The 20,234-nt window shown below is 56.5% G+C and carries 22 protein-coding genes and 1 tRNA gene; 11 read left to right on the top strand and 12 right to left on the bottom strand.

Annotated features, from left to right (window positions below; genetic code table 11):
* Positions 1-11: 11 nt before the first annotated feature.
* The 6 genes from astE to AC13C0_RS10810 form a co-directional block, all read right to left on the bottom strand.
* Entirely contained in the window at positions 12-1,082 is a 1,071-nt protein-coding gene (astE, locus tag AC13C0_RS10835) for a succinylglutamate desuccinylase (protein WP_341582735.1), read from the bottom strand.
* Between the two features lie 158 nt (positions 1,083-1,240).
* The gene (locus AC13C0_RS10830; RefSeq protein ID WP_117618377.1) at positions 1,241-1,963 is read right to left on the bottom strand and encodes an ABC transporter permease; all 723 of its coding nucleotides are present in this window, start codon (positions 1,961-1,963) and stop codon (positions 1,241-1,243) included.
* 3 nt (positions 1,964-1,966) lie between these two features.
* The gene (locus tag AC13C0_RS10825; protein WP_117618376.1) at positions 1,967-2,671 is read right to left on the bottom strand and encodes an ABC transporter permease; all 705 of its coding nucleotides are present in this window, start codon (positions 2,669-2,671) and stop codon (positions 1,967-1,969) included.
* A 48-nt stretch (positions 2,672-2,719) separates the two neighbouring features.
* The gene (locus AC13C0_RS10820; RefSeq protein WP_117618375.1) at positions 2,720-3,472 is read right to left on the bottom strand and encodes an ABC transporter substrate-binding protein; all 753 of its coding nucleotides are present in this window, start codon (positions 3,470-3,472) and stop codon (positions 2,720-2,722) included.
* 98 nt (positions 3,473-3,570) lie between these two features.
* Entirely contained in the window at positions 3,571-4,341 is a 771-nt protein-coding gene (locus tag AC13C0_RS10815) for an ABC transporter ATP-binding protein (RefSeq protein WP_117618374.1), read from the bottom strand.
* Between the two features lie 154 nt (positions 4,342-4,495).
* The gene (locus tag AC13C0_RS10810; protein ID WP_117618373.1) at positions 4,496-5,254 is read right to left on the bottom strand and encodes an FCD domain-containing protein; all 759 of its coding nucleotides are present in this window, start codon (positions 5,252-5,254) and stop codon (positions 4,496-4,498) included.
* A gap of 373 nt (positions 5,255-5,627) precedes the next feature.
* Here AC13C0_RS10810 and dctP point away from each other — a divergent pair, with 373 nt between their 5' ends.
* From dctP to AC13C0_RS10770, 8 genes are all read left to right on the top strand, one after another.
* A complete protein-coding gene (dctP, locus tag AC13C0_RS10805; protein ID WP_205422330.1) occupies positions 5,628-6,653 on the top strand; it encodes a TRAP transporter substrate-binding protein DctP in 1,026 nt (341 codons plus the stop codon).
* A gap of 102 nt (positions 6,654-6,755) precedes the next feature.
* Complete coding sequence (locus AC13C0_RS10800) at positions 6,756-7,460, top strand: TRAP transporter small permease subunit (protein WP_117618371.1); 705 nt, start codon at positions 6,756-6,758, stop codon at positions 7,458-7,460.
* Positions 7,457-8,992 carry a TRAP transporter large permease gene (locus tag AC13C0_RS10795; protein ID WP_117618370.1) on the top strand — a complete coding sequence of 512 codons (1,536 nt, stop codon included), beginning with the start codon at positions 7,457-7,459 and terminating at the stop codon, positions 8,990-8,992. The genes AC13C0_RS10800 and AC13C0_RS10795 overlap by 4 nt, the downstream gene beginning before the upstream one ends.
* A gap of 22 nt (positions 8,993-9,014) precedes the next feature.
* Positions 9,015-9,440: a GlcG/HbpS family heme-binding protein gene (locus AC13C0_RS10790; protein ID WP_117618369.1), complete on the top strand. Its 426-nt coding sequence runs from the start codon at positions 9,015-9,017 to the stop codon at positions 9,438-9,440.
* A gap of 40 nt (positions 9,441-9,480) precedes the next feature.
* Positions 9,481-10,953: an FAD-linked oxidase C-terminal domain-containing protein gene (locus tag AC13C0_RS10785; protein WP_117618368.1), complete on the top strand. Its 1,473-nt coding sequence runs from the start codon at positions 9,481-9,483 to the stop codon at positions 10,951-10,953.
* A complete protein-coding gene (gene glcE, locus AC13C0_RS10780) occupies positions 10,946-12,013 on the top strand; it encodes a glycolate oxidase subunit GlcE (protein WP_482954379.1) in 1,068 nt (355 codons plus the stop codon). The genes AC13C0_RS10785 and glcE overlap by 8 nt, the downstream gene beginning before the upstream one ends.
* A gap of 2 nt (positions 12,014-12,015) precedes the next feature.
* On the top strand, positions 12,016-13,224 hold the full coding sequence (gene glcF, locus AC13C0_RS10775; RefSeq protein WP_117618366.1) for a glycolate oxidase subunit GlcF: 1,209 nt from the start codon (positions 12,016-12,018) through the stop codon (positions 13,222-13,224).
* A gap of 136 nt (positions 13,225-13,360) precedes the next feature.
* Positions 13,361-13,804: a DUF4124 domain-containing protein gene (locus AC13C0_RS10770; RefSeq protein WP_117618365.1), complete on the top strand. Its 444-nt coding sequence runs from the start codon at positions 13,361-13,363 to the stop codon at positions 13,802-13,804.
* Positions 13,805-13,816: 12 nt separating this feature from the next.
* Here AC13C0_RS10770 and rhtB read toward each other — a convergent pair whose 3' ends face one another.
* Entirely contained in the window at positions 13,817-14,437 is a 621-nt protein-coding gene (gene rhtB, locus AC13C0_RS10765) for a homoserine/homoserine lactone efflux protein (protein WP_117618364.1), read from the bottom strand.
* Between the two features lie 3 nt (positions 14,438-14,440).
* Positions 14,441-15,409, bottom strand: a complete 969-nt coding sequence (locus tag AC13C0_RS10760) for a calcium/sodium antiporter (RefSeq protein WP_341582734.1) — start codon at positions 15,407-15,409, stop codon at positions 14,441-14,443.
* A gap of 197 nt (positions 15,410-15,606) precedes the next feature.
* Here AC13C0_RS10760 and AC13C0_RS10755 point away from each other — a divergent pair, with 197 nt between their 5' ends.
* From AC13C0_RS10755 to AC13C0_RS10745, 3 genes are all read left to right on the top strand, one after another.
* On the top strand, positions 15,607-15,762 hold the full coding sequence (locus AC13C0_RS10755; protein WP_162893708.1) for a hypothetical protein: 156 nt from the start codon (positions 15,607-15,609) through the stop codon (positions 15,760-15,762).
* Positions 15,763-15,842: 80 nt separating this feature from the next.
* Positions 15,843-16,595, top strand: a complete 753-nt coding sequence (locus tag AC13C0_RS10750) for an NYN domain-containing protein (RefSeq protein WP_117618361.1) — start codon at positions 15,843-15,845, stop codon at positions 16,593-16,595.
* Between the two features lie 220 nt (positions 16,596-16,815).
* Positions 16,816-17,256 (top strand): universal stress protein, encoded by a 441-nt coding sequence (locus AC13C0_RS10745; protein WP_482954378.1) that lies wholly within the window; start codon positions 16,816-16,818, stop codon positions 17,254-17,256.
* A gap of 390 nt (positions 17,257-17,646) precedes the next feature.
* Here AC13C0_RS10745 and AC13C0_RS10740 read toward each other — a convergent pair whose 3' ends face one another.
* The 4 genes from AC13C0_RS10740 to AC13C0_RS10725 all read right to left on the bottom strand — a co-directional run bounded on the left by AC13C0_RS10740 (position 17,647) and on the right by AC13C0_RS10725 (position 20,219).
* The gene (locus AC13C0_RS10740; RefSeq protein WP_482954377.1) at positions 17,647-18,141 is read right to left on the bottom strand and encodes a PIN domain-containing protein; all 495 of its coding nucleotides are present in this window, start codon (positions 18,139-18,141) and stop codon (positions 17,647-17,649) included.
* Positions 18,116-19,207 (bottom strand): helix-turn-helix domain-containing protein, encoded by a 1,092-nt coding sequence (locus AC13C0_RS10735; protein ID WP_482954376.1) that lies wholly within the window; start codon positions 19,205-19,207, stop codon positions 18,116-18,118. The genes AC13C0_RS10740 and AC13C0_RS10735 overlap by 26 nt, the downstream gene beginning before the upstream one ends.
* A 542-nt stretch (positions 19,208-19,749) precedes the next feature.
* A tRNA-Phe gene (locus AC13C0_RS10730) sits at positions 19,750-19,825 on the bottom strand.
* Between the two features lie 121 nt (positions 19,826-19,946).
* Positions 19,947-20,219, bottom strand: a complete 273-nt coding sequence (locus tag AC13C0_RS10725; RefSeq protein ID WP_117618355.1) for an oxidative damage protection protein — start codon at positions 20,217-20,219, stop codon at positions 19,947-19,949.
* Between the last annotated feature and the right edge of the window lie 15 nt (positions 20,220-20,234).

The following is a 20,234-nucleotide window of genomic DNA, read 5'->3' as shown; positions in this document are numbered from 1 at the left end:
AGATGAAATTTTCATCTGACCCCTTTTTCATCTGACCCCAACTTCGAACCCGTTTTCGGCCTGATCATCAAACCGACACGTTGGCCCACAGGAACCTCAGGGTTGGGAAATACAATGGCCTCCGGCGAATGCCCGACCCGGTAACTGGTTTCATCGTCCTCCCAGATCACCGTGCCGGGTTGGTACTCGGTGAAGTTGGCAACATCATCCGGGATGTGAAACCGGAAATTCTTTCCGGTGTTCAGGATTTCATGCACCACCTCAAACACCGTCAACTGGTCAAACGGTGGCTGCGGTGAAGGCGCAGGTTGCCCCCGGAGCCGCCGCCGCAAGGCATCCCGGATGCCCGAGAAACGCTTCGGATCATTCTGGCCGAAAGGCCGAACCTTACCCAGTTCCACGGTAAAACTCTCAGCCTTCAACAGCGACGCCGAAAACGACGAAAACGTCGTGCCCGCCTTGTGTTGCAGCAGCAACGTCTCCACCTCCGCCTCCAGTAGAAAATCACACTGCCTGACCGGAACCTGTCGCCCGGCCACAAAAGGATACAAGGCAAACCGCTCCCGGTGGGAGGGACGAATGGCGGTGTGCAGATCGTAGTGATAAAGCGCCTGGGGACTTGCCATGGCAAACTGCCGGCAAGCCTCCTCAAGCAACTGCGCCCGCGCCGCCTCCGCCAGACCGTCGTACTCGCTCCGCCCGTGTGCACCATTGAATAACCGGTTCAGGTTCACCTCCGTGAACCGCTCTCCGGCCACCATCGCCGGCGGATTACCCAGAATCAACAAGACCGGGCAGGCAAGTTCCCACTCGCCATCAATCAGCTCAGAAACCAGTTCGTTCAGAACCTCGACAGGTGCGGTTTCATTGCCATGCACACCCGCGGAAACGATGATCGCCTCGGAATTCGGATTGCCCCGGCCAGCGGGCGGAACAATGTCCAGAACCCCAACGGCCTTGCGGCTGATGCGGGTTCCGTCGGGAAGGAAGGTTTTGGTTTCAGGAAGTGAGGCTTTCGAATTGTCGAGGGTGTGGAAAAGCCAGTCAGAGTGAGTTCCGAAAAGGTCGTGTTTTGCCGACATAGAATCCCCGAACCAAGTCTGGGGGCGGGCAGGGTGTTGCCTCCCGGGAGTGTCTGAAGCCATGGATGGCTTCAGTCAAGCGCACATGGATGTGCTCGTAGCGTCTCCCGGGAGGCAACACCCTGCCTGCCCGGGCACTTAAGCCGAAATCAGCAGGCTCAGCCGCTTACCGGCCGCTGATGTCGAAGCAGATGATTCTCAAGTTTGCGAAACGCAAACACCAGAATAAAGGTCAGCGCCATGTAGCAAAACGCTACAAAGATAAACGCATCAAACGGCGCATAAAACCGCGAGTAAATGTTACGCGCCGCCCCGGTAAGATCGACAATAGTGACCACACTGGCAATGGCACTGGCGTGCAGCATGAAAATCACCTCATTGGAATATGCCTGAACCGCACGCCGCGCGGCACTCGGCAGCACGATACGCCGCATACGCATGAGCCAGTTCATGCCATAGGCCTTGGCCGCCTCGATTTCACCATTGGGTGTTGACACAATTGCACCCCGGATAATCTCCGTGGTGTAGGCTGCGGTGTTCAGTGTGAATGCCAGCAGGGCCGGGTAGAACGGCTCCCGGAAGATCTCCCACCAGAAAGTCTCCTGTATCCCCTCAATCTGGGCCAGGCCGTAATAGATAATATACAGCTGGATCAGCAGCGGTGTACCGCGGAACAGGTAGGTGTACAGCCACACTGGCCCGGACACGAACGGGTTGCGAACCGTTCTCAGAATGGCCAGTGGTACCGCCATCAGTAAGCCGATAACCAATGACAGGAACACCAGATGGACGGTGGTCACCAGACCATCCCAGTATTCCATGATGGTCATGGCGGTAAAAATGTCGTTCTGGTTGAGCCACTCGGCAATGAAATCAGGCATCCGTTAACTCCCCTGAATCACGCCGACGTTAGCGCGCTTGTCGAGCCATTTGATAAACAGCTCGGACCCCGCCGTCAGGGCCAGATAGACGAACGCCACCGGAATGAAAAAGTGGAAAGGCATCCGCTCTGCCTTGGCGGCTTCCTCGGCAACCCGGACCATGTCCGTGAGCCCGATGATCGACACCAGTGCCGTGGTTTTCAGCAGAACCTGCCAGTTATTGCCCAGCCCGGGCAGGGCATGACGAAGCATCTGAGGCAGCATGATTCTGCGGAAGGTATGCAGGCGGGTAAAGCCGTAGGCGCGGGCGGCCTCAATCTGGCCGGTTTCAACCGCCAGAAAGGCACCCCGGAAAGTTTCGGTCATGTAGGCGCCGAAGATCAGCCCGATCGTTACCACGCCAGAGATAAACGGATCGAACTGAAAGAAAAAGTCGATTTCGTAGGCTTCCCAGATGTAGTCTGAGAGCATGTTCACTGCAACCTGGCCGCCGTAATAAAACAGCAGCATCATGACCAGATCCGGCACGCCACGGATCAGCGTGGTGTAGGTGGTGGCGATGCCCCTGGCAACCCGGCTTTGCGACAGTTTGGCAGGCGCGCCAATCAGTCCCAGGACAACCGAGAGGGCCAGAGAGAGGAAGGCCAGCTCAAGGGTAACGATTGCCCCGTCTATCAGGGCCGGGCCATAACCTTTCAGATCGAGCATGGGAACGTCCGGTAAGCAGAGGCAGCCTTAACGGCCGCCCCAGTAAGATTACATCTTGATGTCGTAAGCGAAGTACTTCTGCATGATGGTGTCGTAGGTACCATCTTCCTTCAGGGTGCGAAGGGCTGCATTCACTTTCTCTGCGATATCCGCGTCTCGCTTGCGCATGGCAACGCCAACACCCTCACCCAGCTTTACGGGCTCACCAACTTCCTTGAAGCCTTCCTTGGGCAGTATAGTCTGCTCGCCTACCGGATAGTCTACGAAGACGACATCCAGACGCTGGCCTTCAAGGTCCAGAACCATGTCATCGGCGGTTGTGTAACGCTTGATGGTCACAATGCCGCCCATGTTTTCGGTTACGTGGGTGTCCATGGTGGTGCCACGCTGAACGCCCACGGTCTTGCCCTTCATGGCGTCCATGTCGGTGACGTCGGTGTTGAAGCTCTCAGGGCCGAACCAGCCACCCGGGGTGTTGTAGTACGGTTCGGAGAACAGAACCCGCTCGGCCCGCTCCGGAGTGATGGACATGGAAGACATGATCAGATCAAACTTACGCGCCAGCAGACCCGGGATCATGCCGTCCCATGACTGAATAACGAATTCGCAGTCAGCGTTCATTTCTTCACACATGGCTTCGGCCAGTTCCACTTCGAAACCGGTCAGCTCGCCGTTCTCGTCTTTGTACTCAAACGGCTCGTAGGGCACGTCGAATGCAATGCGGAGGCTACGTTCCTGGGCCTGTGCACCGCCTGCAATCAGGGCGAGGGCGCAGCTTGCTGCAACAATCAGTTTTTTCATGTGTCACTTCTCCAGTGGTTTGCCTTTTGGGCTTTATTTTTAATGGAATTTTTGATTCCAGCTTTTATTTCTTCACCGGCTCAAGATAGCACCGCGTGTCAGAACTTGGGCGCCAGGAACTGTTTCATGCGTTCCGAGTCCGGGTTATCAAACACTTTCCGCGGTGTACCCTGTTCCTCAATCACGCCCTGATGCAAGAACAGGACCTGACTCGACACATCCCTTGCAAACGCCATCTCGTGGGTGACCACGATCATGGTGCGGCCTTCCTCGGCGAGGCTTTGCATAACTTTGAGTACTTCACCCACCAGCTCAGGATCGAGAGCCGACGTGGGCTCATCAAACAGCATGACTTCCGGCTCCATGGCGAGGGCCCGGGCAATGGCGGCCCGCTGCTGCTGACCGCCCGACATCTGGGCCGGATAGTAATCCTTGCGTTCGTAGATGCCCACCTTGTTCAGGTAGGCCTCGGCACGCTCAATCGCTTCCTTCTTGGGCACCTTGAGCACGTGGATGGGCGCTTCAATGATGTTTTCGAGCACGGTCATGTGGGACCAGAGGTTGAAGCTCTGGAACACCATGGAAAGTTTTGCCCGGATCAGTTCAACCTGCTTGTTATCCGCAGGAATGCGTTCGCCTTTCCGGTTGGTGGTGAACCGTATCGGGTCGCCGTGCACGATAATGTCGCCGGATGTGGGCGTTTCCAGCAGGTTAATGCAACGCAGGAAGGTACTCTTTCCGGAGCCGGAGCTGCCGATCAGGGAAACCACGTCGCCTTTGCGGGTCTCCAGTGAAATACCCTTGAGTACTTCAAGCTGATCAAAGGTCTTGTGAATGTCCCTGCAGATCAAAGGCGCTTGGTCCGCCATGGGTGACTCCTGAGGCTGTAATTCAAAGGCGCATGTTTTACGGACTGTGGATGCAGAAATCAATACCTTCAACAGGGCGTTTCACCGTATTTCACCGCCGTTCGCTGCATTTCATTGTGGGCGAATGGGTGATCAATGCAAGCGTTTGCCATCCTCAGGTCGTGGCCTGTGAGTAATGCGCCCCGGCCTCTGCGCCGACCGGCAGGCGGATCAGCGTACTGCCTTCCTTTTCCATCTCCCGCATGGCTTCGCTGACGAACCGCACATGGGCTGTGGCGGCTTTCTGGGCGCTGGCGGCTTTGCCGGAAATTACCGCCTCATAAAGTTGCCTGTGCTGGCGGACAATTTTCTTGCGCATCTCTTCCCTCGGGTTGAGGTTGGCAACGGATGCCTGAACGGTCAACAGCATCATGTTTTTCAGGCTATTGAGCACGTGCACCAGAATCGGATTGTGGGAGGCCTCCACAATGGCCAGGTGAAAGCCGTGGTCGGGTCGGGCGTTGCTGAGCGGATCGGTGTCTTCCAGAGCACGGAACGCCTTGGTGATCCGGTGCCGGTCCAGCCGGGTTGCCCGTTGTGCTGCCAGGTAGGCCGCCTGACCCTCAAGTTGCTCCCGCACTTCCAGCAAATCATAGAGGGTTCGGGGGTGGCCTTCGAAAAGATGCATCAGCGGGCTCTGTTCACCCAGATCGTTGGAGCCGGGAACCATGCTGGCCACAAATGAGCCCTTGCCATGCCGGGTTTCGATAACCCCTCGACCCTGAAGCTCGTGCAGGGCTTCGCGAATGACTGCGCGGGAAACACCCAGCCGCGCCGCCAATTGCCGTTCGGAGGGTATTTTCTGCTCCGGGGCGAGCCCGCCATCAAGGATGAGCCGTTCCAGCCGGTAAGAAATTTCCTGGGAGATTGCCATTTGGGTGCCTGTTTGTGCTCTGTGGTCTGACCAGTCAATGGTTCTGATTGTTGTTGCTTAATCTGCCAACCGATACGCGTCCGAGCCCGTTAAATATGGCTGATTCAGAGTATTTCGTCCATTTTTAATACTTCAAAAACTGGTCTGACCAGTAGTTACGGAACTGGACTAAAGCGGGAATGGCTACGAATATCATGGTAATGCCGGCCTGTGCCGGCGTTGCTATGACGCTCATAACAACAAAGCCAACGGAGACGTTTCGATGAATTCGAAGAATAACATCCGGAATAAATGTGATACGGGCGAGACCCCACCTCGCAGAAGTTTCCTTAAAACTGCCGCTGTAGGCGCCGCCTTCGCCGGCGCGATGCTGATGGGTGCCGGCCAGGCCCAGGCTGCAACAACCTGGAAAATCCAGTCTGTCTGGGATGCGGGCACGGTCGGCTATGACCTGTTTGAGGACTGGTGTAATGGCATGGAAGAGAAGTCCGGCGGGGAACTGATCTTCAAATGTTTCCCTGCCAAGGCTGTCGCCGCCGATAGCAATTCACTGTTCGATTCGGTTCGCAGTGGCGTTCTTCAGGGCATGAACCCGTTCACTCTGTACTGGTCCGGCAAGATTCCCGCTTCGGTTTTCCTGTCATCCTATCCCGGCGGCCCGGATCAGCCTCACCAGTGGGACACCATGTTCTACTCACTGGGCATGCTGGAGAAGACCCGGGAAATCTACAAGAAGTTCGGGCTGTTCTATGTGGGGCCGATCCAGCACGATGCAAATATCATTCACTCCAAGACCCCGGTAAACAGTCTCGAAGACTTTAAAGGCATGAAGCTCCGGGTTCCCGGTGGTATGGTCGCTGAGGTGTTTCAGGCGTTCGGTGCTTCTACCGTGAGTCTGCCGGGCTCTGACATCTTCCCGGCCCTGGAAAAGGGCACCATCGACGCAGCCGATTACGTGGGCCCGGCGGTGAACTGGGAACTGGGCTTTTCCCAGGTGACAGATTACATTCTGTTCGGACCTCCGGGCGTAATGTCGATCTACCAGCCGGTGGACCTGATGGATCTGACCGTCAACCTGCGTGCCTGGAACGCTCTGGATCCGAAACTCCAGCAACTGGTTGAGGATGAAGTGCGCATCTATTCCCAGAAGCACTACCTGACCATTCAGAAGCGCAACGTTGAGGCCATGAAGAAGTTCAAGGATGCGGGTGACACCGTGAGCCGTCTGAGCCAGGAGGATGTGGATGAATGGCGCCGCAGAGCCATCCCGATCTGGTATAAGTGGGCGAACAAAGACGAAGATGCCCGTGCCATCTTCGACATGCAGATCGAGTATATGATGAACGATACCGTCGGCTATATCGATGAGTCTGATCTTGAAGGTGTGCCGGGCCGGTAACGCCTTGTCAAATCAATAAAAAAAGAAACAAGGGGAAGGGCAGGGACAGCTTCGGAAGGGGGGGTCCCACCTTCCCCGTTTTGTGGCTGAGGAAGCAACAACATGTCTGATCTTGAAGGTTTCGGATTCGTAATGCCGCACTGGTTCTACTGGGGCTGGCTTGCGGTCATGCCGCTGATCATGATGGCCTGGGACAGGTGGAGTAGTGGTCACGGAGGCGGGAGTGCCGAGCCGGAATTGACACCGGGGGAATTACAGGCGGAAGAGGATGATCCTCTTATCTATCTCCAGTTCGAAGGGAACTGGTTTACCAAGGTAGTGGACTGGATGTGCGACAAATCCGGTCTGTTTGTGTCGTTTTGGACAATCAATGCCGTTGTGTTCTATTTCTTTGGGGTGGTCATGCGCTATATCTTTAACATGCCCACCATCTGGGTCCATGAAGCCAGCTTCCTGCTGCTGGGTATGCAGTATATGCTGGCGGGCGCATTTGCCATGCTTCATGGCGCCCACGTGCGTGTGGATGTGATGTACAACATGCTGCCGCCGAGGGGAAGAATTGGCCTGGACATCTTTACTTCCATGTTCTTCTTCATTTTTGCCCTGATTCTGCTGGTTACCTCCTGGACCTTCTTCCAGGATTCCTACGCCATGAATGAGACCACGGTTGAGACCTGGGGCATCCAGCATTGGCCGGCCAAAGGCATGATGGTTCTGGGTTCAATACTTCTTTTACTCGCAGGCACATCCAAGCTGATCAAGGATATTGTCCTGTTTGTCCGTCTTGGCCGGGAGCGCACCGCATGACTACAAATACAACAACTGCGCCGGGTAGTAACCTTGTCGGGAAGCTGAGTACCTGGCTGATGATTATCGCCACAGTGGCACTGGCGTTTGTCATCTGTGTCGAAATGATCAACATTCTTTTCTACGATCCGTGGAGCGATGAGCAATTCCTGTTCAAGCTCTCCGGTAGCCTTTCTGACGTCAAGATCGGGCCTTTGACCTATCTGATGTTCGGTTCCCTTGCCGTGGCCCTGATGATGGGGCTGCCGCTGGCTTTCGTGACCGGTGGTCTAGGGGTGATGTTCATCTACCTGGTGGGCGACGCACTGATGCTGAACCTCGTGCCGGGGCGCATCTTCCCGATGATGACCAACTCTGATCTGGCGGCGATACCGCTGTTTATCTTCATGGCTTCGATGCTTGAACGCGCCGGCCTGATTGAGGAAATGTTCAGTGTGGTCTACAAGTGGATGGGTGGCCTGAGCGGCGGTCTGGCGACAGCAACCATCCTGGCCTCCACCCTCCTTGCAGCCATGGTGGGTGTCATTGGAGCCGCAGTTGTCACGATGGGTATCATCGCTCTGCCGGCGATGCTCAAGCGCGGTTACGATCAGAAGATCGCTCTGGGCTCGATCATGGCTGGCGGTACTCTGGGCATACTGATTCCTCCTTCAATCCTGGCAATTCTGTACGCGGTTGTCGCACAGCAATCGGTCGGTGAGTTGTATCTCGGCTCCGTGATCCCGGGCCTGATGCTGTCTTCCATGTATATTGCCTATGTGCTGATCCGCAGCTGGATTAATCCGAAGCTGGGGCCGCCTGTACCGGTGGAAGAGCGGATTTCCCTGAAGGAAAAGCTGCTGCTCACGAAAAACCTGATTGCTCCACTGATTCTGGTATTTCTGGTGCTGGGCCTGCTGTTCGGCGGCATCGCAACGCCCGTGGAAGCGGCCGGTATCGGCTCCTTTGGCGCCATCGTGGTGGCCATGATGCACGGCAGGTTCTCCATTGCCGGACTGCGGGAAGCATCCGTAACCACTACCAAGGCATCCGCAATGGTGCTGTGGATCATGTTCGGTGCCTCGGTCTTTGTTGGCTTCTACATCCTTCAGGGTGGGCAGCAATTTGTCACGGACGCCATCCTGGGTACTGGCATGTCGCCATACGGCATTCTGTTCCTGCTGATGTTCCTGCTGGTGGTTCTGGGTATGTTCCTGGATTGGGTGGGTATTCTGCTGCTGGCAGTTCCTATCTTCATTCCTATTGTTAAAGCGCTGGAGTTCCCGGGGTTGCTGGGCTTCCCGCCTGTGGCAGGTGATGACGTTGTGCTCTGGTTTGGCGTGCTCTATCTGGTCAATATGCAGATGTCGTTCCTCAGTCCGCCATTCGGTTACGCATTGTTCTACCTCCGCGGCGTATGCCCGCCGGAAATATCCATGGCCACGATTTTCCAGTCGTCCCTGGTGTTCCTGGCGATTCAGGCGCTCGGGCTGTTCATGTGTATCCTGATTCCCGGCCTCGTAACCTGGCTGCCAGGGCTGGTCTACGGTTAATTAATTCAAGGAGTAATACGTTATGTTGACAATCAATCGGCTGGATCTGGCTGAAGCACGAATTCTCATTGAAGGCGCCGCGAACAAGGCCCAGGAAATCGGCGTGCCCATGTGCATTGCCATCGTGGATGAATCCGGCAACCTGGTGGCCTTCGAGCGCATGGACGGCGGCAAGATCACCAGTGTGACCATTGCCCAGGACAAGGCGTTCACGGCGGCGGCGGCGAAGAAAGCCACCCACGACTACAACAAGGTGAACGTGCCCGGCAGCCTGGCCTTTGGTATTCACACCGAAGTGGGCGGGCGCATCAGCTCAGTTGGCGGTGGCTTGCCGGTGATCGTTGACGGCGACGTGGTGGGGGGTATCGGAATCAGTTCCGGTACGCCCCAGCAGGACATGGATTGTGCCCAGGCCGGTCTTGACCACTTTGCAACAAAACGCGGTTGATGACTGTCACACTTGATGTAATCCAAACCCAGAGAGTGCTATGACTACCAAGCCGAAAGTTAGCAAAGCCGAGCTGGTGGAGCAGTTCCGGTCGTTTATCGACCCGGACTACGTCATCACCGATGACGAAACCATGAAGCCCTACGAATGCGACGGCATGTCCATGTATTGCGAGATGCCGTTGCTGGTGGTTCTGCCGGAGACCGTTGAACAGGTGCAGCGCGTGATGCGCATCTGCAACGAGAACGCAGTGCCGGTGGTGGCCCGTGGTGCCGGAACCGGGCTCAGTGCCGGTGCCATGCCCAATAAAGAGGGCGTGGTGCTGTCGCTGGCCAAGTTCAACCGCATCATCGGGATTGATCCACTGGGGCGAACGGCACGGCTTCAGCCTGGTGTTCGTAACCTGGCCATCAGTGAAGAGGCGGCCCAGTATGGTCTCTACTACGGCCCGGATCCCTCGTCCCAGATCGCCTGCACCATCGGCGGTAATGTGGCGGAGAATTCCGGTGGCGTGCACTGCCTCAAGTACGGGCTGACCGTTCACAATATTCTTAGCGTGGAGATGGTGACCGCCGAGGGTGATGTGGTCACCGTGGGCAGCGATGGCCTGGACAGCTGTGGCATGGATCTGCTGGCGCTGATGACCGGCTCTGAAGGTCTGCTGGGTGTGGTGACGGAAGTAAAAGTAAAACTGCTGCCGGAGCCGGAAGTGGCCCAGGTGGTCATGGCCGGTTTTGATGATGTGCAGAAGGGCGGCGATGCCGTGGGCGGCATTATTTCCCACGGGATCATTCCCGGCGGCCTGGAAATGATGGATAGCCACGCGATCGTCGCGGCCGACGACTTCGCCCAGGCGGGTTACCCGAGGGATGCCAAAGCCTTGCTGCTGTGCGAAGTAGACGGTACCGAAGAAGAGGTGCATGAGCACATCGCCCAGGCCGAGGACGTGTTCCGCAAGCTGGGGGCTACCTCCGTCCGTACTTCCCAGAGCGAGGAAGAGCGTGCGCTGTTGTGGAAAGGCCGTAAATCCGCGTTCCCGGCAGTCGGCCGGATTTCGCCGGATTACTACTGCATGGACGGTACCATTCCCCGCCGTGAGATCGCCTACGTTCTGACGGAAATGGAGAAGATGTCCGAGGAGTTCGGTCTGCGCGTGGCCAACGTGTTCCACGCCGGCGACGGCAACCTGCACCCGTTGATCCTGTTTGACGCCAACGTGCCCGGCGAGTTTGAGCGCACCGAGGCGTTTGGCTCCCGCATCCTGGAAATGTGTGTGGAAGTGGGTGGCTGCATCACCGGTGAGCATGGCGTTGGCGTGGAAAAAATCCGCCAGATGGCCGTGCAGTTCAACGATGAGGAGCTGCAGCAGTTCCACGATGTGAAAGCGGCCTTCGACCCCGCCGGTATTCTCAACCCGGGCAAGGGCGTGCCGGCACTGCGATTCTGCCAGGAATACCGCTCCCTTGAGCATAAACAACACACGCACGACCATACGGAAGCCGCCCATGGCTGATATTTCCCAACAACTGAAGGAGCAGGTGCTCCAGGCCCGGGACAGCGGGCACAAACTCAATATTGTCGGCGGTGGAACCAAGGCCTTTATGGGCCGGGAAGCCGACCCGGATGCCGGAACCCTCAACGTGGGCGAACATTCCGGCATCGTGGATTACCATCCGGTCGAACTGGTATTGACCGTTCGTGCCGGTACGCCTTTGAGCGAGATCGAGGCCACCCTGGCCGAACAGGGCCAGTGCCTGCATTTCGAACCGCCCAGATTCGGTGCTGCCTCCAGCATCGGCGGCACCCTGGCCTGCAATCTTTCCGGCCCGGGCCGTCCGTGGGCGGGTTCGGTACGGGACCAGGTCCTGGGTATCCGGCTGCTGAACGGCAAGGGTGAGCACCTTCGCTTTGGTGGTCAGGTCATGAAGAACGTGGCCGGCTATGACGTATCACGGCTTCAGGCCGGCGCCCTCGGCACGCTTGGCGTGATTACCGAAATCAGCATGAAAGTGATGCCCAGACCTGCTGCGTCCCTGACCCTGATTCAGGAAATGGGCATGGACGAGGTGATTCACTACATGAACAGCCGCGCCGCCGAGCCCAAGCCGATCACGGCTGCCTGCTGGGTGGACGGCAAGGTCTATCTGCGCCTGTCCGGCGCAAAATCCGGTGTCGAGGCCACGGCCGAAAAATGGTCCGGCGAGGTGATGGAGCAGGGCGATCAGTTCTGGCAGCGGGTGCAGGACATGCAGCACGAGTTCTTCGCCGGTAATGACGTGCCGCTGTGGCGTTTCTCCGTTGGCTCAACCGCGGCCACGCCGGAGCTGGAAGGTAACTGGTTCATCGACTGGGCCGGTTCCCAACGCTGGTTCCGGGGTGCCGGTGAACTGAAAGAGCTGGAACCGGTGGCGCGCGCTGCGGGCGGCCAGGTCAGCCTGTTTCGGGGTGGCGATCGCTCCGGCGAAGTGATGCACCATCAGCCGGAGGCCCTGAAAGGTATTCAGCGCCGAATCAAGAATGCGTTTGATCCGGATAACATCTTCAATCCCGGACGCTTATACAGCTGGTTGTAACTATGCAAACGAATCTGGTTCAACAATTTGCCAACACCGCAGAAGGCCAGGAAGCCGAGTCGATACTGCGGGCCTGTGTGCACTGTGGCTTCTGTACCGCAACCTGCCCGACCTACCAGGAGCTGAACGACGAACGTGATGGTCCCCGGGGCCGGATCTACCTGATGAAAATGTTCCTGGAAGGTGCGGAAGTTACGGACAAAACCCGGGAACACCTGGACCGCTGCCTCACCTGTCGCAGCTGTGAGACCACCTGCCCCTCTGGCGTAAAGTATGGCCGCCTGGTGGATATCAGCCGTGGCCTGATGGAGAAGGAGCTGCCCCGCGATCCGAAAGACAAATGGCTGCGCTGGGCCATGGCCCGGGTCATTCCCAACCGCCAGTTGTTCGGCATTCTGCTGCGTCTCGGGCAGGTGTTCCGCCCGGTGCTGCCGGAGAAGCTGCGCACCAAGGTACCGCCCAGAAAGCAGGCGAATCCGTGGCCGGCGGCCAGCCACAGCCGGATCGTGCTGGCACTGGCCGGCTGCGTGCAGCCCTCCGCTACACCCAACACCAACGCCGCTGCTGCGCGGGTATTGGACCGGCTTGGTATCACCATGGTTGAGGCACCGGAAGCCGGCTGTTGTGGCGCCGTGAACTATCATCTTTCCGAGCACGAGAAGGGCCTGGAAAGAATGCGCCAGAACATTGATGCCTGGTGGCCCGCCATCGAAGCAGGCGCAGAAGCGATCATCATGACCGCCTCCGGCTGTGGCGCCATGGTTCAGGATTACGGCCATCTTCTGAAAGATGACCCGGTGTATGCCGCCAGGGCGCAGAAGGTCAGTGAACTGTGCATCGATCTCGGCGCCTTCCTGCTGAAACAGGATCTGGAGAAGCTCAAGGTGCGCCAGAATCCCGGAAAGGTGGCGTTCCACTGCCCCTGCACCCTGCAGCACGCCATGAAACAGAGTGGAGTGGTCGAACAGGTGCTGACCCGGGCCGGCGTAAATCTCGCTGCCACCAAAGACAAGCACCTGTGCTGCGGCTCTGCCGGAACCTACTCGGTTACGCAACCGGAGATGAGCCAGAAACTGCTGGGCAACAAGCTCAAGGCGCTGACCATCGATAACCCCGACCGCATCGTTACCGCCAACATCGGTTGCCAGATGCACCTGGAGACCAGGTCGCCGGTTCCCGTGCAACACTGGATTGAGCTTCTGGATCAGTAAAACCTGAAATCGGGGTCAGATGAAAAAGGGGTCAGATGAAATTTTCATCTGACCCCTTTTTCATCTGACCCCATGTTCACGGTTTTTTTCGTTATACTGCCGCGGCAATTTACCGAACCACAGGGAGTGGAACCGTATGCCAAGGATAATGGCGAGTCTTGTTGTGTCTGTTGTATTCGCCGCTGTTGCCCACGCCGAAGTCTATACCTGGATAGACAGCCAGGGCGTGGCGCATTTCTCGGATTACCCGCCAGGGGAAATTCCCCACAAACGGATTCAGGTGCGGGCGCCTGCTACTGTGCCGATGTCTGAAAATCTCAGGCAAGAGGAGCGTATTTCCGGGATTCGAGAAGAGGTGAGCGGTCTGCTGTCCCCCTCTGGTCGCCCCGGTAAACCCGATACCAATGCCCGGGAAAGAGCCAGCGCCAGGCTGGAAAAAACCTGTGGCAAGTACCGGCGTAAGCTGGACCAGATTCAGTCCAGGTTACGGGCCGGCTACAGCAACGACAGGGGGAACAGCCTAAGGCGTCAGCGCCGGACATTAAGTCAGAAACTCAGCCGGGAATGCATCCTGCGTTAATTCACTCGCCTGCTAAGCTCGCTTGAAGCTGGCCAGCGCCACGGCGGCGGTGACGAACAGGCCGCCAAACACCCGGTTCATCTGCTGCTGGCGCCGTGCCGAGGTCATGAAGCGGAACAGCTGGCTGGCCAGCAGGGCATAGCCGAGCATGACCAGGCAATCCACCAGTATCAGAGTGGTTCCCATGGTGATCAGTTGGGGTCCGTGGGGCGCACCGGCCACCAGGAACTGGGGAAACAGGGCAACCAGAAAGACCGTTGCCTTGGGGTTGGTAAGGTTTACAAATGTCGCGTTCCAGAACCTCTTGTGTCCGCTCACCGGCTGGCGGTCATCGTCCATGGATTCCATCACTGGCTCGCGCCATTTGGAAATGCCCAGCCAGACCAGGTAAGCAACACCCAGCCACTTGATCACGGATAGAGCAATGTTCGAGGAGGCAATAATGGCACCCAGCCCGGCACCCACCAACAGAATCTGGATACCGAACCCCAACTGCAGTCCCATGATTGCGGGCAGTGAGCGGCGAACACCGTAGCGCATGCCATTGCTCATGGTATTGATGGCCCCGGCGCCCGGGGAAACGCTGATCAGTACGGCTGCAATCAGGAAAGTGAGCCAGGCTGTGAGTGACATAACTTAAGCTCCTGAAAACGCTAAGAGATACACTGTATAACCCACGAAGGCAAGCAGCAGACCAGAACCCTCGAACCGGTTGATACGACCCGGCCCACGGAAACCATACCCCATGGCAAACAGGGCGAGGGTGAGTGTGGCCATTACCGGGAAATCCCGGGAAAGAACTTCCGGCGCTACCGACATCGGCGCAATCAGTCCGGCAATACCCACAACCGCGAGTGTGTTGAACAGATTGGAACCCAGAATGTTACCCAAGGCGAGATCATGCTCACCCTTGCGAGCGGCAATTATGGATGAGGCCAGTTCAGGCAGTGATGTGCCAACGGCCACAATGGTCAGACCGATGACCAGATCACTGATGCCAAACGTGGTCGCCAGATCCACGGCTCCCCATACCAGGATTCGGGAGCTGACAATCAGAAGCAGCAGACCGATAACCAGCCACAGTATTGCCCTCCGCAAGGGAATGGCGTGGGCTTTGAGCTCATCTGTCATCTCATTGGCCATGGTGTCTCCGGGTTGTTTGATTCCCTGGTAGATACTCCAGCCAAGCAGCGCCACGAACACCACGATCAGGCCAACGGCGTCCTGGCGGGAGAGCTCGCCGTCCCAAAGCTGCCAGCCGGCAAAGGCTGTCACCAGAATCAGAATAGGCAGCTCTTTCCGCAGAACCTGCGAATGCACCGCAATCGGCGCCAGCAATGCCGTGATACCGAGAATCAATGCAATGTTCGTGATGTTCGAGCCATAGGCATTGCCCAGCGCCAGCCCCGGATTGCCCTGGGAAGCCGCCAGAGCGGACACCGCCATCTCTGGTGCGGAAGTGCCAAAGCCGACCACAACCATACCAATCAGCAGGGGCGGCATCCCGAAATGGCGGGCCGTGGTGGCTGAGCCCTCCACGAATTTGTCCGCACTCCACACCAGCAGAACCAGGCCCGCAAGGATTGCCCCAATGGCCATCAGCATTTCAAGAACTCCTTTTAGTCAATTACCGTCTCGGCGGCACAAGAATCTATGGTGCCACAGGTTCCGGCAATAGGTATAAATGCCCTGGTGGCGTGCGTGATATTCCGGATGTCGCCCGCGCGGAAGTAGTACCGGAATCTGCTAAACTGGGTATGGAAAAACAAATCCATGAAAACGCCAAAGGAGGCACAACTGTCATGGCCAAGAAACGGGCAAAGCCCACACAGGAAAGCGCTATCAGGCGCGACCTGAAAACCCCGAAATACCAGATGCGAGTGGTTGAAGGCAAAACGAAATACAAGCGCCGGCGGGGCAAGGCCGTTCGAGCCGAGGATTTCCGCAAGGCCGCCTGATGGGTGGTTTTACGGAAATCCTTGGTGAGAATTTCCCGGGCGGTGCCCTGGAGTGAGCCAACAAGCTTGGAAGAAGTACATTGAAGGATCTTGAACAGCACAAGAAGATCGCCGTTTTAATCGACGCCGACAACGCCCAGTTGTCAAAGCTGCCCCTGATCATCGAAGAGCTGTCCTCCCACGGGCATGTGGTTGTTAAGCGCGCTTACGGTGACTGGTCTGTGGACAGTCTCAAAAACTGGAAGACGGTCCTCAATGAACTGGCTATCCAGCCGATCCAGCAGTTCGCCTACACCAAGGGCAAGAACGCGACCGATGCATCCATGATTATCGACGCTATGGACCTGCTTTACTCTTCCAAGTTCGATGCCTTTGCCCTTGTCTCCAGCGACAGTGATTTCACCAAACTGGCTTCCCGTCTGAGGGAGTCTGAGATCTACGTATTTGGATTCGGCGAGAAAAAGACTCCGGTTTCATTCCGCAGTGCCTGCGACGATTTCCTGTTCACGGAAAACCTTGAGTACCCCGATGAGGCGGCTCCGGGCGAACCGGCAAAAACCGAAACCGAACCCCGGAAAAAGAAACACGAAAAGCTTCCCGAGGAAGTCGCACTGCTCAAACGCGCGTGGGAACAGACCCAGGACGACCAGGGATGGGCGACTTTCTCTGCGGCCGGCTCCTTCCTCAAGCGCACCCGCCCGGACTTCGACCCAAGGACCTACGGTGTAAAGAAGTTCTCTGATTTGCTGGTAGCCAGATCGGAATATTTCACGGTCAAGAAGGGCGCCAACGGGCAGGGGTATCGGGCGTACAAGCCGATAGAACAGAAGTAAGCAGATATCAGAGGCGCCAGAGCCTGCGCCAGGCGGGCTTTGCGCATGGACTTTCGGGCATAGTAATCTAAACTCATGCCGGGGATTCAAAGGAGTGAATGGTGTCCCTCAGAGCCTGCGGCTCTTAAGGATTCATCCGGGGGTATGACCTGAGTCAACCATCCGGCTTTCGCATCAATGTTATGTTGATTGCACATCCAACATAAAAGGAGAGGGGACCATGGCCAAAGGGACTCCGAGCATTGTGGTTGCTTGTGACGGTTCGGATCATTCGTTACACGCAGCAAAAATGGCAGCCGAACTGGCTAAATCTACCGGCCAACCGCTCAAATTGTTAGCTGTGTTTCCGGGCACAAAGGTGGAGAGACTGGTTGTCAGCGGCGTATGGCCGAGTGATATTGAGGAAGAGGCAAAAAGTTACGGGCGCAAAATATTTGATGCCGCGAGACAGGCCGTGAGCGGGACGGCCGATCCCGCTGAAGAGGTCCTTCTCAAAGGTGATCCTGCCAAGGAAATTATTGAATACCTGGAAAACAATCCGGGCGCTCACCTGTTTATGGGCAGGCGCGGCCATTCACTGGTGCGCAGTCTTACTCTGGGTAGTATCAGCGAAAAGGTTGTCAGGCATGCCACCGGGCCGGTGACGGTTGTAAGCGAATAACGTCGGCCCTGTTGCCAGAAAAACCGCGATCAGGGTTCGGTTTTTCTGGCAACCAGGCCCATCAGTTAAAAAAGCGAAGAAGAGAAAACAAGTCGGCGACCCATGTCCGGCGTTGCATGCGGCGGGTGGTTTTGCAGGGTTGTGTCTTTATTGTCGATCACCAACACGTCCGATGTTGCCAGCTTGCCCTTCGCAGTGCAGCTTTCCCAGCGGGACCTGAAGATCTTGATGCCCACCTCGCCAAGTATGATGCTGGCCAGAGGGGAAAATGTTCATTTTTTCGAGACTTCATCCTGAAGCAATGAGTACTGCCGGGAAACGTCGACCTGAAGGCGGTGCAGGTCTGTCGTTATGGCGGTAGATTGACAGCTTGGAAGAAAAATTCGGATTTCAGCCCTTGCGCCACTTCGTAAGGCGTTTGTCGCATTCTTCGTCTGGCAAGCGTGCGCCGGAGTAGAGCATCGAAGCTAGAGCACTCGCGAGCTTAGCTGGCGACAGTACCCGGTGAAACTCCAATTCATCCAGAATCCAGAGTACACCTCGGACATCCAACTCCGCTTGGTGGCCAGATTTTCGCAGGTCACCATCATTCGTTAGCAGGGTCCACCCTCTCTCCCTGGCCACGAAATAGCAGGACACATCCGCCAGCGATGAATTGTTCAGAGACTGCTTGAGGTCGAATAGCTGCAGCGTCTCGCTACGACTGAGCGCCTCAATGGTCAGCCCAAGATCCGTTAATTGCTGTCCCGGAGGCTTGCGCAGCTCCCGCCAGACAAACTCTGTGGTGACAAACTGATGGGGTAGCTCGAATACCGTCTCCAAAAGGTTGCAGCGGTGAAGATCTATCCAGATATTCGTGTCAGAGACGAGAATTTTCGTGGGCATCGGCGCCCTCACCTGCTTGTCCGTTTGCCATCACATCCTCGATCTCTCCCAGACCGACGCCAAGTAACTCAGCCGCTCTGGACGGGGTTACTAGCCCCTCCGCCAATGCCCTGTATACGATCTGACGCAAGCGATAGGAGTTCTCCGGGTCCAGAGGTTCCGGTTCATCCTTCCGGTAGCCCTTGGACGACCAGAAACGAAAAGTACTTTGGTAGAAGCCCTGCTGAACAATGTCCAGATCATAGAGTCGCCGCAGGAGCGCCTGGATAGAGATTCCCCATTCCTCTTTGGCCAGCAAAAACTCCTTGAACAGCACCCGTCGGCGGCTGGTGCCGAAAGTTGCTCTCACCTGGCTGGCGGGAAAAAGGAATGCGCCTGCAAAGCGGTGGCACCAGTTTTCTTCATCACGAGTGCCATGAACCGCTTCTGGTATGTCCATCACAAGGTGGCCCAGTTCGTGGGCCAGATTGAATCGCTGCCGTTCTCCGGGGCGTTCGATATTGCTTACGATCACAGCATCAGCACCATCGTTAACCACAGCACAAAGCCCATCAAATTTTTCATGAGCTTTCAGGCCAACCACCTTGATGCCATTCTCTTCCAGGGTTTCAGTTAGGTTTGCAATGGGGTTGGTGCCAAGATGCCATCCTTTCCGAAGGTCTTCTGCGGCCTTTTCAATATCGTCGACATTAGACACCGAAAAGCACTCCCGCCATTGGGCGAACCCATCGGCAGCGTGCTCGGTTTCAAACAGATCCTCCGCAGCCAGATACCGTTCCAGGTGTTCCCGAACTTGCTCTTTCACCGCTTCCTGCTGCTTTTTGCCGAATGCAGAGTGCTTCCGAAAGTCTACCTCGCCAAGCTTGACGGAATCGGAACGAAAGAAATACTCAGGGTTTACCTCCAGCACGTCCGCGAGCTGTATTAAACGGGTGGAATTGGGCGCATCTTTGCCCTGTTCATATTTCGACAGAGCCTGCTTGGAAATATCTCCCAACTGGTCCGCAACCTGCTGTAGTGACATGTTTTTCAGGACTCGTGCACGACGCAACCGATCATGCAACATGGCTCTATTCCTTTAGGGTGACAACTGCTGGTTGACAATTTTAGGTTAAAGTTAATGGATGTCAACCTTATATGTGGATTTATCACAGCACGACACAAGATGTAGTGTTTTTTTGCACAGAACGGGATTTCTTCTCAAAGCTGGAAGTCTGGAAGGGCTTTATTGAGGAAGGGGTCCCGGCTTGGGTGGCTCATACCGGGAGAACGTCATTCAATCCGTAATATCGAATTTGAGTAATCCAAGCTCAGCTATATCCATATCGCCTTTTGACGGTGAGTAGTAGGCCTGAAAAAAACGAAATTCTGCGCGCCCTTCGGCATGGCACTTTCTTTCAGGCAGTTGTGTTCGGATTAAAGAAGGTGTGAGGATTCCAGGCTGTCCATGGTTAAGGTTCGCCCCGCTGGCATTACGGAAGCCTATTGGACGGGGCTGGAACTGCCGGTTGAGCGATAAAGCCACCGGCACAGTAGATCAGCTTTAAGTCCGACAGGCTGCTGGAAACAACAAAGCCCGCACAAGGCGGGCTTTGTCTGAATTCTTAATGGTGCCCGGAGGCGGAATCGAACCACCGACACGGGGATTTTCAATCCCCTGCTCTACCAACTGAGCTATCCGGGCATGTTGCGCTACTGCAGTGCAACGGGGCGCTATTAAACCGGTTTCGATGTTTTGAGTCAAGGCTGGGCCGGAAAAATTTCTGAATCTTTTCAGGGTCGCTCAGGCTTTGATCAATCCGGCTTTACTGCTCTGGCGGTACGTAGCCTTCGGCCTTGTCAAAAGGCTCGTTGTTGAAAAAGTGCTGCATCTGCGCCTGCAGGTATTTGCGGGTGTTCTGGTCCATCAGGCTCAGGTGTTTTTCGTTGATCAGCATGGTCTGCTGGGCCTGCCATTCTTCCCAGGCCTGCTTCGATACGTTTTCGAAAATGTCCTGGCCCCTGGCGCCGGGCATCGGGGGGAAATCCAGGCCTTCCAGTTCTTTCTGGTATTTGCGGCAGAACACGGTACGGCTCATGGTGGCTCCTGTTGG

It is taken from the genome of Marinobacter sp. B-21 (genome assembly GCF_056857895.1).
The sequence above is the reverse complement of the archived record's forward strand: the minus strand, read 5'-3'. Positions and strand labels throughout refer to the sequence as shown.